The 14,408-nt window shown below is 52.7% G+C and carries 14 protein-coding genes; 4 read left to right on the top strand and 10 right to left on the bottom strand.

All coding sequences use genetic code 11. The features are described from left to right. The first annotated feature begins 308 nt into the window (after positions 1 to 308). From yqaB to luxS, 4 genes are all read left to right on the top strand, one after another. Positions 309 to 875 (top strand): fructose-1-phosphate/6-phosphogluconate phosphatase, encoded by a 567-nt coding sequence (gene yqaB, locus OGV75_RS04310; protein ID WP_049270940.1) that lies wholly within the window; start codon positions 309 to 311, stop codon positions 873 to 875. Beyond that, positions 872 to 1,300, top strand: coding sequence for a YqaA family protein (locus OGV75_RS04305; protein WP_003825961.1), 429 nt, complete (start codon positions 872 to 874; stop codon positions 1,298 to 1,300). The genes yqaB and OGV75_RS04305 overlap by 4 nt, the downstream gene beginning before the upstream one ends. 77 nt (positions 1,301 to 1,377) lie before the next feature. Then, a complete protein-coding gene (gene gshA / locus OGV75_RS04300; RefSeq protein ID WP_286480384.1) occupies positions 1,378 to 2,934 on the top strand; it encodes a glutamate--cysteine ligase in 1,557 nt (518 codons plus the stop codon). A 149-nt stretch (positions 2,935 to 3,083) separates the two neighbouring features. Beyond that, positions 3,084 to 3,599 carry an S-ribosylhomocysteine lyase gene (luxS, locus tag OGV75_RS04295; RefSeq protein WP_016154160.1) on the top strand — a complete coding sequence of 172 codons (516 nt, stop codon included), beginning with the start codon at positions 3,084 to 3,086 and terminating at the stop codon, positions 3,597 to 3,599. 143 nt (positions 3,600 to 3,742) lie between these two features. On the opposite strand, the gene emrB is transcribed toward luxS, so the two are convergent. The 10 genes from emrB to nrdF all read right to left on the bottom strand — a co-directional run bounded on the left by emrB (position 3,743) and on the right by nrdF (position 14,407). After that, positions 3,743 to 5,281, bottom strand: a complete 1,539-nt coding sequence (emrB, locus tag OGV75_RS04290) for a multidrug efflux MFS transporter permease subunit EmrB (protein WP_016154159.1) — start codon at positions 5,279 to 5,281, stop codon at positions 3,743 to 3,745. 16 nt (positions 5,282 to 5,297) lie between these two features. Beyond that, a complete protein-coding gene (emrA, locus tag OGV75_RS04285; RefSeq protein ID WP_016154158.1) occupies positions 5,298 to 6,470 on the bottom strand; it encodes a multidrug efflux MFS transporter periplasmic adaptor subunit EmrA in 1,173 nt (390 codons plus the stop codon). 129 nt (positions 6,471 to 6,599) lie between these two features. Then, the gene (gene emrR / locus OGV75_RS04280; protein ID WP_003037300.1) at positions 6,600 to 7,130 is read right to left on the bottom strand and encodes a multidrug efflux transporter EmrAB transcriptional repressor EmrR; all 531 of its coding nucleotides are present in this window, start codon (positions 7,128 to 7,130) and stop codon (positions 6,600 to 6,602) included. 90 nt (positions 7,131 to 7,220) lie between these two features. Then, positions 7,221 to 7,556 carry an L-valine transporter subunit YgaH gene (gene ygaH, locus OGV75_RS04275; protein ID WP_016154157.1) on the bottom strand — a complete coding sequence of 112 codons (336 nt, stop codon included), beginning with the start codon at positions 7,554 to 7,556 and terminating at the stop codon, positions 7,221 to 7,223. Further along, positions 7,546 to 8,283 (bottom strand): AzlC family ABC transporter permease, encoded by a 738-nt coding sequence (locus OGV75_RS04270; protein WP_019077531.1) that lies wholly within the window; start codon positions 8,281 to 8,283, stop codon positions 7,546 to 7,548. The genes ygaH and OGV75_RS04270 overlap by 11 nt, the downstream gene beginning before the upstream one ends. 122 nt (positions 8,284 to 8,405) lie before the next feature. Then, complete coding sequence (locus OGV75_RS04265) at positions 8,406 to 9,590, bottom strand: MFS transporter (RefSeq protein ID WP_047358817.1); 1,185 nt, start codon at positions 9,588 to 9,590, stop codon at positions 8,406 to 8,408. A gap of 179 nt (positions 9,591 to 9,769) precedes the next feature. After that, the gene (gene proX, locus OGV75_RS04260; RefSeq protein WP_016154154.1) at positions 9,770 to 10,765 is read right to left on the bottom strand and encodes a glycine betaine/L-proline ABC transporter substrate-binding protein ProX; all 996 of its coding nucleotides are present in this window, start codon (positions 10,763 to 10,765) and stop codon (positions 9,770 to 9,772) included. A 68-nt stretch (positions 10,766 to 10,833) separates the two neighbouring features. Continuing rightward, positions 10,834 to 11,898, bottom strand: a complete 1,065-nt coding sequence (gene proW / locus OGV75_RS04255; RefSeq protein WP_016157302.1) for a glycine betaine/L-proline ABC transporter permease ProW — start codon at positions 11,896 to 11,898, stop codon at positions 10,834 to 10,836. Continuing rightward, positions 11,891 to 13,093: a glycine betaine/L-proline ABC transporter ATP-binding protein ProV gene (proV, locus tag OGV75_RS04250; RefSeq protein ID WP_016157301.1), complete on the bottom strand. Its 1,203-nt coding sequence runs from the start codon at positions 13,091 to 13,093 to the stop codon at positions 11,891 to 11,893. The genes proW and proV overlap by 8 nt, the downstream gene beginning before the upstream one ends. A 354-nt stretch (positions 13,094 to 13,447) precedes the next feature. Next, complete coding sequence (gene nrdF / locus OGV75_RS04245; protein ID WP_019077528.1) at positions 13,448 to 14,407, bottom strand: class 1b ribonucleoside-diphosphate reductase subunit beta; 960 nt, start codon at positions 14,405 to 14,407, stop codon at positions 13,448 to 13,450. Between the last annotated feature and the right edge of the window lies 1 nt (position 14,408).

The raw sequence follows: 14,408 nt of genomic DNA, 5'->3' as shown, positions 1-14,408 counted from the left end.
GATAGAGTACTCGGCTACGAACCGAGCGGTCGGAGGTTCGAATCCTCCCGGATGCACCATCTTCTCCGAGATAACAGCAACACTGTTGTTTCATGGTCTGCGAGATAATCGTGAGCACCAGGGATGATAACGTTGCTTCAGCAACGGCCCCAGGGCGAGGCGCAGCCGAGTAATCCTCCCGGATGCACCATCTTCTCTCCTTTGAATCATTTCCACATACTCCCGGAACACCCCTTAATTCGCTGTCAGCGACAAAATCAATCAATTACGATAAAATAACGTCTGGTCATTCGGCTTGTGAGAAGACGATGTACGAACGTTATGCGGGTTTGATTTTTGATATGGATGGCACCATCCTGGATACCGAGCCAACGCACCGTAAGGCGTGGCATGAGGTATTGGGGCATTATGGATTACGTTTTGATGAACAAGCCATGGTCGCCCTCAATGGCTCCCCAACGTGGCGTATTGCCCAGTCGGTAATTGAATTGAATCATGCCGATCTTGACCCTCATGCATTGGCGCGTGAAAAAACCGACAAGGTGAGAAGCATGCTGCTGGATAGCGTCCAGCCTTTGCCATTGGTTGACGTCGTGAAAGCCTGGCATGGTCGTCGTCCTATGTCGGTAGGTACGGGGAGTGAAAGCGCGATTGCGGAAGCTCTGCTCGCACACCTTGGGCTGCGTCGCTATTTTGATGCTGTAGTCGCAGCCGATCACGTACAACACCATAAACCTGCTCCTGATACGTTTTTGCTCTGTGCCGAACGTATGGGTGTTGCTCCGGCACGCTGTGTCGTGTTTGAAGATGCCGATTTTGGACTGCAGGCGGCGCGTGCCGCAGGAATGGACGCGGTGGATGTCCGGTTATTGTGAGTGATGGACTATCGCTCCTGTCACTGTTTGCCAGCAGTTTTCTCAGCGCTACGCTATTACCCGGCAATTCTGAAGTTGTTTTAGTTGCTTTGCTGGTCTCTGGGGTAAGTCATCCCTGGGTCTTAGTCTTAACAGCAACAATGGGTAATAGCCTTGGAGGGTTAACTAACGTTATCCTTGGGCGTTTCTTTCCATTGCGTAAAACATCGCGCTGGCAAGAAAAAGCCACTGGCTGGCTGCGGCGCTATGGCGCTGTCACACTATTATTAAGCTGGATGCCGGTTGTGGGTGATTTACTGTGCCTGTTAGCTGGATGGATGCGCATCTCGTGGGGTCCAGTACTTTTTTTCTTATGCCTTGGCAAGGCGCTGCGCTATGTAGTTGTCGCAGCGGTAACGACGCAAGGCATTATGTGGTGGCACTAATTGTGTTGTGAGATAGCCTTCAGGGTAACCAATACCATTATGCTAATTAAAACGATTTTGACAGGCGGGAGGTCAATTTGATCCCGGACGTATCACAGGCGCTGGCCTGGCTGGAAAACCATCCTCAGGCGTTAAAGGGGATTCAACGTGGGCTGGAGCGCGAAACGCTGCGCGTTAATGCAGATGGGTCATTAGCAACGACAGGCCATCCTGAGGTGTTAGGCTCAGCGCTAACGCATAAATGGATAACCACTGACTTTGCCGAAGCACTACTGGAGTTTATTACGCCTCCAGGCGACGACATTGAGAAAATGCTCACGTTCATGCGCGACCTGCATCGGTATACCGCCAGGAACCTGGGCGACGAGCGTATGTGGCCGTTGAGCATGCCTTGCTATATTGCCGAAGGTCAGGATATCGAACTGGCGCAGTACGGTACGTCGAATACTGGTCGTCTGAAAACGCTGTACCGTGAAGGCCTCAAAAACCGTTACGGCGCGCTGATGCAGACTATCTCCGGCGTACACTACAATTTCTCATTGCCGATGGCTTTCTGGCAGGCGAAATGTGGCGTAACGGACGGCGAAGATGCTAAAGAGAAGATCTCCGCGGGTTACTTCCGTCTGATCCGCAACTACTACCGTTTTGGTTGGGTGATCCCGTATCTGTTTGGCGCCTCTCCGGCCATTTGTTCCTCTTTCCTGCAAGGAAAACCGACAACCCTGCCGTTTGAAAAAACCGACTGTGGGATGTATTACCTGCCGTATGCGACGTCGCTGCGCCTGAGTGATTTGGGCTATACCAATAAGTCGCAAAGCAATCTCGGAATTACGTTTAACGATTTGCATGAGTATGTGGCAGGATTAAAGCGCGCGATTAAAACCCCTTCCGAGGAGTACGCGGCGATCGGTCTGGAGAAGGACGGTAAGCGTCTGCAAATCAACAGCAACGTTCTGCAGATTGAAAATGAGCTGTATGCGCCTATTCGCCCGAAACGCGTCACTCGTCGTGGCGAAACGCCTTCTGACGCGCTTCTGCGTGGCGGTATTGAGTACATCGAAGTTCGCTCGCTGGATATCAACCCGTTCTCACCGATCGGCGTGGACGAGCAGCAGGTGCGTTTCCTCGATCTGTTTATGGTCTGGTGTGCGCTGGCCGATGCCCCGGAAATGAGCAGCGATGAATTGCTGTGTACGCGTAAAAACTGGAATCGGGTGATTCTTGAAGGTCGTAAGCCTGGGTTGACGTTAGGTATTGGCTGTGAAACAGCCCAGTTCCCGTTGTCTAAGGTAGGGAAAGATCTGTTCCGTGATCTGAAACGCGTGGCACAAACGCTGGACAGCATCGATGGGGGAGAGGAGTATCAAAAGGTCTGTGATGAACTGGTTGCCTGTTTTGACAACCCAGAACTGACTTTCTCTGCCCGCATCCTACGGTCTATGATTGATGAAGGCATTGGCGGCACGGGTAAAGCGCTGGGTGAGGCTTACCGAAATCTGCTGCGTGAAGAGCCGTTAGAAATATTGCAGGAAGCGGAATTTATTGCTGAAACCGAGGCTTCAAAGCGTCGTCAGCAGGAGATCGAAGCGGCTGATACTGAGCCGTTTAGCGTGTGGCTGGAAAAGCACGCTTGATACAAAAGAAAAAGGCCACTCGGGAGTGGCCAAAATTTCATCTCTGAAAACAGGGATGATGATAACAAATGCGCGTCTTTCATATACTCAGACTCGCCCCGGAACAAAGAGTTCAGATTATTTTCAAAAAATTTATCGGAGGTGGCTAAATGCCGTTGTTAGATAGTTTTACTGTCGATCACACCCGGATGGAAGCTCCCGCGGTCCGGGTTGCAAAAACGATGAACACCCCGCATGGCGACGCAATCACCGTGTTTGATCTGCGTTTCTGCATTCCGAACAAAGAAGTGATGCCTGAGAAAGGTATCCACACGCTGGAACACCTGTTTGCAGGTTTTATGCGTAACCACCTCAACGGCAACGGCGTGGAGATTATCGATATCTCTCCGATGGGATGCCGCACTGGCTTTTACATGAGCCTGATTGGTACGCCAGACGAGCAGCGTGTTGCCGACGCGTGGAAAGCGGCGATGGCGGACGTGCTGAAAGTGCAGGATCAAAACCAGATCCCGGAGCTGAACGTTTACCAGTGTGGTACGTATCAGATGCACTCTCTTAGCGAAGCACAGGATATCGCACGTCATATTCTGGAGCATGATGTACGCGTTAACAGCAATGAAGAGCTGGCGCTGCCGAAAGAGAAACTGCAGGAACTGCATATTTAGTCATACTAATTAGTTGTTCCAGTATTTAAATTAACCCCGGCTTATAACCGGGGTTTTTTATTGTCCCTCCCGTAAACCATATCCCTGGGAGGTGGTTTACGGGGCAATAAAAAAGGGATCCGCAGATCCCTTTTATCAGATATTTAGTGCGCGCCACCGCCGCCGCCGCCCGCACCGAAGGGCGGTTTGGCAAACCACACCAGGCCAAGCAAGACCAGAAAGATCCCCGCCGACATCCAGAAGATTTCGTTGGCGGAAATAATCAGCCCCTGATTGGTGATCTGCTGGGCTATCCAGCCTGACGCCTGCTGGTGCGTCATCCCTAAATCCTGCAGCTTATCGTACATTGCCTGCGCGTTTGGATTGTAGGGATTAACGGATTCCGTTAACTGCGCATGGTGAAGTGACTCACGGTTAGTCCACATCGTCGTCGTAATTGATGTGCCAATAGAGCCGGCCAGCGTTCGCGTAAAGTTCGACAAACTTGATGCCGCGGCCAGACGCTCAGGCGGTAAGCCGGACAGCGTGATAGTCGTCAGCGGCATAAAGAAGCAGGCTACCGCGAAACCCTGAATAAACTGTGGCCAGGCCGATGCGCCAAAGTCCATACCCGGTTCGAACGTCCACGCACGCCAGTAGAAACAGACGGCGTACATAATAAAACTGAACGTGACTAACCGACGCATATCAAGCTTGTGCGCGAAGCGGCCGATAATCGGCGATAAGATCACCGGAATCACCCCAACCGGCGCTGACGCCAGACCGGCCCAGGTTGCCGTATAGCCGTATACCTCCTGCAACAGCTGCGGCAGCAGGACGATTGCGCCGAAGTAGAGCATATAGGCCAGACTGATACACAGACAGCCGATGGTAAAGTTGCGCGACTTAAACAGCGAGAGGTCGACAATGGGGTGCTCGTCAGTAAGCTCCCAGACGATCAGGAAGCTGATGGCGACCACGGCGACCACCGTCAGGATGATAATCTCCTGAGAGGCGAACCAGTCCAGCTCTTTGCCGCGGTCGAGCATAATCTGCAAGCTGCCGATACCAATGACCAGCAGGGCCAGACCAATGGCATCGATGCGCCGCTGCTCGGTTTTGGTTTCCCGACCGCGCAGGGTTTGCAGGGTCATCAATACCACCGCAGCACCGATTGGCACGTTGATGAAAAATATCCAGCCCCAGTGATAGTTGTCGCTGATATAGCCCCCAAGAATAGGGCCACATATCGGGGCAACAATCACCGTCATCGACCATAGCGCCAGGGCGATGGAACGCTTGGCGGGAGGATAGTTATTCAGCAACAAGCTTTGTGACAGTGGAATTAATGGACCGGCGACAATCCCCTGGATTACGCGGAAGAAAATCAGCATGTTCAGGCTGGTGGACATCCCGCATGCCCATGACGCAATGACGAAGGCGATAGTTGACCACATGAATAGCCTTACTTCGCCAAAGCGCTTTGCCAGCCAGCCGGTGATCGGAATCGAGATAGCGTTCGCCACCCCGAATGAGGTGATCACCCAGGTTCCCTGGCTCAGTGAAGAGCCGAGGTTCCCGGCGATAGTGGGGATCGCCACGTTAGCAATGGTGGAGTCCAGCACCTGCATGAATGTCGCCAGGGACAGCGCGATCGTCATAATGACGAGCTGCGCGCCTTCCAGCGGTTTTTGCTGTTGCATCACACGCACCTTTGAATTAGCCCGCGTTGGCCTGCACGATCTCTTCGATCATCTTATTGACCGGAGCAAGGTTGATTTCCCGTGCATTACTTTCTGATACCGGCGTGGTGCGAACCTGGCTTGCCAGAATTTGTCCGTCACGATTTGAGGTATCTACCGTAACCAGCGTAGATAAACCGATACGCAGCGGATGCTGCGCCAGCTGCTGTGCATCCAGTTCAATACGCACCGGCAGACGCTGGACGACTTTGATCCAGTTACCCGTTGCGTTTTGTGCTGGCAGCAGGGAAAAGGCGCTGCCCGTACCCATATCCAGCCCGACAACCTTACCGGTATATTTCACGTCATCGCCGTAAATATCGCTGATAACGGTCGCAGGTTGACCGATACGCATGTGCGCGAGCTGTGTTTCTTTGAAGTTGGCATCCACCCACAGGTTTGTGGCTGGAACGACCGCCATCAGCGGCGTGGTCGGGCTAATTTGCGCTCCCGGCTGCACGGAACGACGGGAAACATAGCCAGTCATTGGGCTGACGATTCTGGTTCGTTCCAGCGCCAGCCAGGCATTGCGCACTTCAGTGGCAGCCTGTTGCACGGCGGGCTGGTCTTCCAGCTTACTGCCGAGAATCATCGCCTGGTTGGCATTATATTGTTGGATAGCGACATCAAGCTGAGCCTGAGCGCTGGCGACGGCATCACGCGCATGTTGCAGCTCTTCGCGGCCAATCAGGTTGGCGTTGCCCAGCGGGACACGGCGATTAAAGTCGCTTTGTGCCTGCGCCAGCGCGGTTCTCTGCACTTCAATGCTTGCCTGCAACTGCTTGCTGTTGATCATCAACTGGTGCGTCTGACGCACGCTGGAAGCCAGCGCAGTTTTGGCTTTTTCAAATGCCTGCTTTGCGTCCGTCTGGTCGAGGGTGACCAGCACATCGCCTTGTTTTACAAAGTCAGTGTTATCAGCCCAGACTTTCGTCACGCTGCCTGATACCTGCGCCATGATTTGAACCTGGTTCCCTGCCACGTACGCATCGTCTGTCTCTTCGACATGACGCAGTACTAAAAACCAATAAATCCCATATGCCACGGCAATGATAATAAAGAGCAAGGTCAGAAGGAGCAGCATACTTTTACGTTTGCCATTCTTCTTGACCGGTTGCTGCGGGGTTTGAGTCTCCGCATTTACGCTCATGTTGTTCTCCACGATCTTCTTTTTTTCACATCGGCTGAGCCGACCTGTTTATCAGACAGGCCAGCAGTATGCGTGCTGGCCTGTCGGTTTTTTCATTTATAAATCTGGATTTCTGAGCGAGTCGGCGCGTTAGCGCAACGCTTCTAATACCGCGCCATCCTGTTCCATCTGGTCAAGACGGGTCAGAAGTTTACGGGTAATTTGCTCAAGCTGATCTTTTTCGGTGGTGCTGAGAGATGACCAAAGCTGATGCAGGCAGTTATGCTGAGGCGGTAACACCTCTTGCAAAAATGCGTGGCCTTTCTCGGTCAATTGCAGATGCAGACAGCGGCGATCGTTATCGCTTTCGCGACGTTCGATCCAGCCACGTTTTTCTAACTCATCCGCAATGCGGGTTGCGTTAGTGCGTGACGAGCCAAGCGCGCAACTCAGTTCAGAAGGCTGAATACTGTGGTTTTCCTGAGACTCCAGCGTAATCAACGCCATAAACAATGTCTCGTTAATCCCTTGAGCTTTCAGCATCTTATTGCGGTTTTCCAGCAGCTTGCCCTGCATGTGCATGCATAGACGAGTCAGAAGCACTTCCTGATAAGGGAACTCTTCGTAGCGGCTGGCGCGAAATTTTAGCATTTGTTCAATGGGCGTAAACGAACTATCCATTTGGGTATAACCTCATTAATTTCAGCCGATATAGTAACGACAGTGACAAATAAAGTAAATGTATTATTTATTTAAAATGATTGTTTTTATCTATAAGACAATCAGCATTTTCCAGGCTAATCCATAGCCCAGAGCACTCAGTAAGGTTGGAATGATGATGCTGCGGGTCTTATAGAAGCTTGCGCCCAGTATGACAAACCCCACCAGCGTAGGCACGAACCGACGAGAATCGTGCATCACTTCTGGCGCGGTAGACACCACCAACAGGGCGCAAATTGATGCAATGCCAATGGTGTCGAGTAATATGCCCGTCGCGCCGCGCTTCGTCGGGCGAACATTGCCCACTCCAAGACGGAGCGGCAAATAACGAAAACAGTAGTTAACGCAGCCGACCAGCAGGCCAAGCAACAAGACCTCATAGCTCATCGGGACCTCCCTGCCAAAATGACTGGATAAGAGCCGTCAGACATCCGCAGACAATGCCTGCAAGGATGGCGGCAGGAATGGAAAACAGCATGACGCCAGCCAGCGCGCCGGCCAGTGCTGCAGTTACACAAAGTGCTTGTTGACGCTGGAAAGAGGCGAGCAGGAAGCTCATGAACAGCGCCGGGAGCATGAAGCCCAACGCCGCTTCAACTGCCGGGTAATCCTTGAGTAAACCACTACCGGAAAACGCGCCGATCACCGTGCCAAACACCCAGGAGGCCCAGGAGCATAGCGCAATGCCGATCATCCAGTTTTCACTCCAGCGCCGGTTATCCCGTACCAGCTTCGCCGTGGCGGCGGCAAAGACTTCATCGGTGAGGCCAAAGGCCCACAGCGCGCTTTTGGGTTTACTCAGTCGCTGGGCGATTCGGCTACGCAGGGAAGGTCCGTACAAAACATGGCGTACATCCATGGCCATGACGGTCAGTGCGGCGACCCACAAAGAACTGCCTGCGGCGAGCATTGTGGTGATGACAAACTGGCTGGCTCCCGCATAGATAATGCAGGAGAAAAACACGCTTTCAACCGGAGTAAAGCCAAGGCGAGTGGCATTGAGACCAAATGCAAAAGCGACCGGAATATAGCTGATGACTATTGGCAGGCTGTCTTTGAATCCTTCAGTTAGCGTCGCAGAACTGGGTTCAGACTGGGATATCGGGCTTTCCATAGGGTTATAGGTTTCATTACCGAAATTAATATAACTTGGTTCAATGAGTTATAACCTTAGCAGACTGATGGGCTCCTTAACACCCTGCGGAGCCCAATCAGCGGTAAACATACGCTATATGCTTAATTTACGGCTTCCTGACGGTGATATCCTCGCCACCAGACCAACAGGTTGAGTAGGGCAACGGTCGTACCGGCCAGACAAACGCCAGCCCAACCGGCATGCTGCCAGGCGGAGGCCGAAATCAGCGAACCTGCCGCCCCGCCAATAAAATAGCTGGTCATGTATCCGGCGGTCAGGCGATTACGCGCGTCCGGATGAATGCGATAGATAACCGTCTGGTTGGTGATATGTACACCCTGAACGGTGAGGTCCAGGACCAGGATACCGATAATCAGCATTGGCACGGAACTATGCCCTAACCAGATAGCCCACCAGGAGAGCAGCAGTAATAACAGACCTGTGGTCGTGGTGAGATGTGATTTTCCCTTATCGGCAAAACCACCTGCCGGACGCGCGCCTAACGCCCCTGCGGCCCCTGCCAGGCCAAACAGCCCGATCGTTCCTTCGGAGTAGTTAAACGGCGGCGCGGCGAGCAAAAACGCCATAGAGGTCCAGAGAATACTGAAATTGGCAAAGGTCAGGCAGCCCAACATCGCGCGGGTACGCAGCAATTTATCATGGATAAACAGGCTGAATACGGAGCCTAACAGTTGCGGATAGTTGAGATGAGTATCTGATTTCATCTTCGGCAGACCGCGCCACAGCGCAATCGCCATCAGCGCCATTAATATCGATGCGACCCAAAATACGGTGCGCCAGCCGCCAAGATTGGCCAGTAATCCCGCCACGGTGCGCGCCAGCAGGATACCCAGCAGCAGGCCGCTCATAATGGTGCCGACAACTTTACCGCGCTTATCCGGCGTGGCAAGCGTCGCCGCCAGCGGAACCAGAATCTGTGCCACTACCGAGAACAACCCGGTCAGGGCGGTGCCGAGGATCAGCATGCCCAGCGACTGGCTACTGGCGGTAATAAGCATGCCGCCTGCCGCTAACAGCGTCATGGAGACGATCAGCATCCGACGTTCAAACATATCGCCAAGCGGTACTAAAAATAGCAGGCCGGCGGCATAGCCGAGCTGGGCCGCGGTGACGATAAAGCCAGCGGTGCTGGCCGATAGCGAAAAGTTACGTGCGATAGTGTCGAGCAGCGGCTGCGCGTAATAGTTACTGGCGACGGCGAGGCCGGTGGCGATAGACATTAACAGGATCAGCGAAGGGCTAAGTCCCTGAGTGGTTTTCGTCATGGTTTTCAACTGAAAAATGGGTTGCAGAAAACAATCATAACGTAAGTGATTAAATGTTGCTGATTTGTTGGGTGATGGATTGTGCGGTTGGGAGGAAGGCGTGTAGGCCGGATAAGGCGCATCGCGCCACCATCCGGCATTGGTGTGATGGCGCTACGCTTATCAGGCCTACGAGGGGGTTATTTCTGCGCAGCCAGCGCTTCTTTCACCCAGCCATCAAACTGTTGCTGGTGGGCTTTGATCCAGCCGTCAACGTGACCCTGCACGTCGGCTTCAGATGCTTTCCCGTCGTGCATCATCGCGTTCTGCGCGTTGATATCCGCCAGCGGCAGCTTCATGACGGCAAACAGTTTCGCCGCAGCCGGGTTTTTCTCCGCCCAGGCTTTGTTGGCGACGATATGCATAGTGTTCACCGGGAAGCCGTAGTTGGCGCCGTTTGGCAGCTTGGTATCAATGTCTTTCTGCTCGCCTGGCAGGGAAGAGAACGGTACCTGCAGCCAGACCACATCTTTACCCGGTTTCATTACGTCGCTCACCCAGTACGGTGTCCAGGTGTAGTAAAGAATGGGTTTGCCTTCTTTAAAGCGGGTAATAGTGTCAGCCATCATCGCCGCATAGTTACCGTGGCTGACCTCGACGGTTTTTTCCAGATCGAAGGCTTTGTTCTGGTGGTTGATCACCGCTTCGCAGCCCCAGCCCGGCGAGCAGCCCATCATGTCTGCTTTTCCGTCGCCGTTGGTGTCAAAGATTTTGGCGATCTTCGGATCTTTTAACTGGGCAATGTTGGTGATTTTATACTGCTCAGCGGTTTTTTTATCGATCAGATAACCTTGCGCGGCACCCGTAACGAATACCCCCTCGCGATAGAACTTTTTGTCTCCGCCCGCTGCGGCATACATATCATCATGCAGCGGCTGCCAGTTCACAGCGGTAAAAGTTGCATCGCCAGAGGCAATGGAGGTATAGCCGACGTTGTAGTCAACTTCGCTTGTTTTGTTAACGGTATAACCCAGTTTCTCCAGCGCACGGGCGACCAGTTGCGTCTGGAAGGATTCTTCAGAGATAGTGCTCTGGATTGGCTGTACAGTGATGCCTTTGCCTGGCAGATCGGCAGCGAAAGTGCTGGTGGAGACAAGGGTGGCAAACGCTGTGGCAATAATGACGTTCTGTCGCATCGTTGTTCCTTAATTATTGGAGGGACGTATAGGCCCGGTAAGCAATACGCCACCGGGCAGCGGGTGAATTACTTCGTGAATGGGCGAGTGATAAGCCCAACTGGACCGGTGGTGTACCAGCGACGGTTGCCACGGCTACGGGCGTCGCGACCGACAGCCTGCGTCAGACGGTCGAGAATGATGGCGAGGATCACGATCCCAACCCCGCCGACGGTGGCAAGCCCCATATCCAGACGACCGATTCCGCGCAGAACCATCTGACCCAGTCCGCCGACGGCGATCATCGACGCGATGACGACCATTGAGAGCGCCAGCATCAGCGTCTGGTTGACCCCGGCCATAATGGTAGGCATCGCCAGCGGGAGCTGGACTTTAAACAGCATCTGACGCGGGCTGGCGCCAAATGAGCGCGAGGCTTCAATCAAGTCGGCTGGCACCTGGTTAATCCCCAGAATGGTCAGACGCACGATTGGCGGCAGGGCGAAGATAATCGTCACCACCACGCCCGGGACGTTGCCGATACCAAACAGCATGACGATCGGCACCAGATAGACGAACGCCGGTGTGGTTTGCATGGCGTCCAGCAGCGGACGAACAATTTTTGCCGCCCGTGGACTGCGCGCCAACCAGATCCCCATCGGTAGACCGATCACCACGCAGAACAGCAGCGCGGTTAGTACCAGCGCCAGGGTGATCATGGCCTGCGACCACGCGCCGATGGCCCCGATTGCAATCAATGAAATCAGCGTAGCAACGCCCATTCCAACGCCGGAAATCTGCCAGGCAATCAGAGCGAACAGGATAATCGCCACCGGGGCTGGCATACCCAACAGAAGCTGCTGGAAGCCGTTGAGAATATAATCCACCGGGACTCGAATGCCCTGGAAGACCGGACGGAAATGGGTAACGACCCAGTCGATCCCTTCTGTGACCCAGCTATCCAGCGGGATCAGCGTTTTATGGAACGGATCCATAATATTGAAATGCTCTGGCGCCGGCGCGGGTGCGCTGGTCAGCCAGTCTGCGCCACCGCCGTCAGCTGGCGCGCCTGATGGCGTACTCCAGGCATCGGCGGTTTGTGCGGCACTGTCGGCCGCTGGTGTGGTATCCCACGGATTGGTTTGATCAGCCATTGTTTGCCCCCTCACGATCTAAAGCCTGTAACAGCATGCGTTTTGAAATGATGCCCACATACTGCTGTTCCTCATCAACAACCGGCACCGCGCACGGGGCCTGGCCGACATGAGAAAGCAACTCGCTGAGAGGAGTTTGTGCATCCACGGCTAGCGGCTCATCGATCAATGCCGCTTCAATACCTTGCGCCTGACTTAATGCTGTTTTTAAAGAGTCGATAGAGACAACGCCGACGAATTTATTGCCGCGCTCGATCACGTAACCATATTCGCGATCTTTGTCCTGCAATAATTGCAGCGCTGAACGTGGACCGACCCCGGGCGTTTTACGAATTAAACCTTCAGGGCTACGACGCGAAATATCTTTGGCACTAAAGACCTGGCTAATATCAACGCCGCGGAAGAAGGTGCGTACATAATCATTGGCCGGATTATTCAGGATTTCATCTGGCGTGCCGACCTGGACCACTTCACCGTTTTGCATAATGGCAATTCTGTCGCCAATACGCATAGCTTCGTCGAGATCGTGGGAAATAAAGACCACGGTACGTTGATGTTTCGCCTGTAGTTTTACCAGTTCATCCTGCATCTCGGTACGAATTAACGGATCGAGGGCAGAAAAGGCCTCATCCATTAATAAGATGTCAGGGTTTATGGCTAATGCACGGGCGAGGCCCACACGCTGGCGCATCCCTCCGGAAAGTTCATCCGGGTATCCGTGAGCATAATTCTCCAGACCAACCTGACGCAGCGCATCTAACGCTTTTTCACGACGTTCATCCGCGCCAACACCGGCTAATTCCATGCCGAATGCCGTATTGTCCAGGACCGTCATGTGCGGCATCAGGGCAAAGGACTGGAAAACCATCGCAATCTTTTTTCTGCGCACCTCGCGAAGCTCAGCATCGGATATCCGGGCGATGTCTACGCCGTCAATCAATACTTGCCCGCGGGTGGGTTCAATCAGGCGATTGAGAAGGCGTACCATTGTGGATTTACCCGAACCGGATAATCCCATGATGACAAATATCTCGCCTTCTTCAATGGCCAGACTGGCGTTCTTAACGCCAAGCGATAGCCCTGTTTTATCCAGAATCTGCTCTTTTGAAAGTCCTTTTTCAATATATTTGAAAGCTCTCTGCGGATGCTCTCCAAATATCTTATAGAGATTTTTAACTTCTAATTTAATTGCCATGCAATAGAATGATTCCTGTTATTTGTTTATATCGATATATTACCTGATGGAAATAGTGACCTTTTTCTACCCTAACATACTGAGAATCTGAGACAACCCTGAATTTGTTTGTGGCACGAATATTGCCGAAGGCCATGTGGCGGGACTTCCCGTGATATAAGGGCTGAGCGCGAATGTGAATGGGGTAATATTTTTTGTAAATGGCAATGAAAAGTCGCCTGAATTGCTGAAATGCAGGCGAATAATGCGTCTGATATTGAGTGTAGATCACACAATTATATTTGCACGACAAAAGTGTGATCCTGTTAAAATATTTCCGCGAAAAATGTACGGTATTTCCCGCGGAAATGAGTGCTAGAAATTCCAGTCGTCGTCTTCGGTTTCGACAGCTTTTCCCATCACGTATGATGAGCCGGAACCCGAGAAGAAATCGTGGTTTTCGTCAGCGTTGGGCGACAGCGCGGCAAGGATTGCCGGGTTAACCTCCGCCATTTCTGGCGGGAATAATGCCTCATATCCCAAATTCATTAATGCCTTATTGGCGTTGTAGCAAAGGAAGGCTTTGACGTCATCCACCCAGCCGGTTTCTGCATACAATTCTTCCGTATAACGCGCTTCGTTATCATACAATTCCATCAGCAGATCGAGGGCAAAATTCTTTAACTCCTCGCGTGCGGATTCAGAAATGTGCTCCAGACCTTTTTGATATTTATAACCAATGTAATACCCGTGAACGGCTTCATCACGAATGATCAGACGAATGAGATCGGCGGTATTGGTCAGTTTTCCGCGGCTGGAGAAATACATTGGCAACCAGAAGCCGGAATAGAACAGGAAGGATTCCAGAAACACGCTGGCAATTTTTTTCTTCAACGGTTCGTCGCTGGCGTAATGTGTCAAAACGATCTGCGCCTTGCGCTGGAGTGGGGTATTTTCTTCACTCCACGCGTAAGCCGCATCCACGTCTTTGGTCTGGCAAAGAGTGGAGAAAATTGAGCTGTACGAACGGGCGTGCACCGCTTCCATAAAGCTGATATTCGATAGCACCGCCTCTTCATGCGGCGTTAACGAATCGGCCATCAATGCTGGCGCACCGGCTATGTTCTGAATGGTGTCGAGCAGCGTCAGCCCGGTAAAAACGCGGATAGTCAGCTGCTGTTCGGCGGCGTTCAACGTTTGCCAGGCCGGGATATCGTTGGAGAGCGGGACCTTTTCCGGTAACCAGAAGTTACTGGTCAGGCGATTCCAAACCTCGAGATCTTTATCATCCTCAATCTTGTTCCAGTTGATGGCACTCACGCGGGATAATGTCATG

The organism is Citrobacter sp. Cb028, from assembly GCF_030336705.1.
GTDB classification, from domain to species: Bacteria; Pseudomonadota; Gammaproteobacteria; order Enterobacterales; family Enterobacteriaceae; genus Citrobacter; species Citrobacter braakii.
Note: the sequence above shows the minus strand (reverse complement) of the source record. Positions and strands in the feature narration are given on the sequence as shown.

Bases quoted from the DNA above. Each gene is read 5' to 3' on its own strand.
- emrA (WP_016154158.1), bottom strand. From the start codon at position 6,470: ATGAGCGTAAATGCGGAGACTCAAACCCCGCAGCAACCGGTCAAGAAG.
- nrdF (WP_019077528.1), bottom strand. From the start codon at position 14,407: ATGACATTATCCCGCGTGAGTGCCATCAACTGGAACAAGATTGAGGAT.
- luxS (WP_016154160.1), top strand. From the start codon at position 3,084: ATGCCGTTGTTAGATAGTTTTACTGTCGATCACACCCGGATGGAAGCT.
- emrR (WP_003037300.1), bottom strand. From the start codon at position 7,130: ATGGATAGTTCGTTTACGCCCATTGAACAAATGCTAAAATTTCGCGCC.
- ygaH (WP_016154157.1), bottom strand. From the start codon at position 7,556: ATGAGCTATGAGGTCTTGTTGCTTGGCCTGCTGGTCGGCTGCGTTAAC.
- OGV75_RS04270 (WP_019077531.1), bottom strand. From the start codon at position 8,283: ATGGAAAGCCCGATATCCCAGTCTGAACCCAGTTCTGCGACGCTAACT.
- yqaB (WP_049270940.1), top strand. From the start codon at position 309: ATGTACGAACGTTATGCGGGTTTGATTTTTGATATGGATGGCACCATC.
- proX (WP_016154154.1), bottom strand. From the start codon at position 10,765: ATGCGACAGAACGTCATTATTGCCACAGCGTTTGCCACCCTTGTCTCC.
- proV (WP_016157301.1), bottom strand. From the start codon at position 13,093: ATGGCAATTAAATTAGAAGTTAAAAATCTCTATAAGATATTTGGAGAG.
- OGV75_RS04265 (WP_047358817.1), bottom strand. From the start codon at position 9,590: ATGACGAAAACCACTCAGGGACTTAGCCCTTCGCTGATCCTGTTAATG.
- proW (WP_016157302.1), bottom strand. From the start codon at position 11,898: ATGGCTGATCAAACCAATCCGTGGGATACCACACCAGCGGCCGACAGT.
- emrB (WP_016154159.1), bottom strand. From the start codon at position 5,281: ATGCAACAGCAAAAACCGCTGGAAGGCGCGCAGCTCGTCATTATGACG.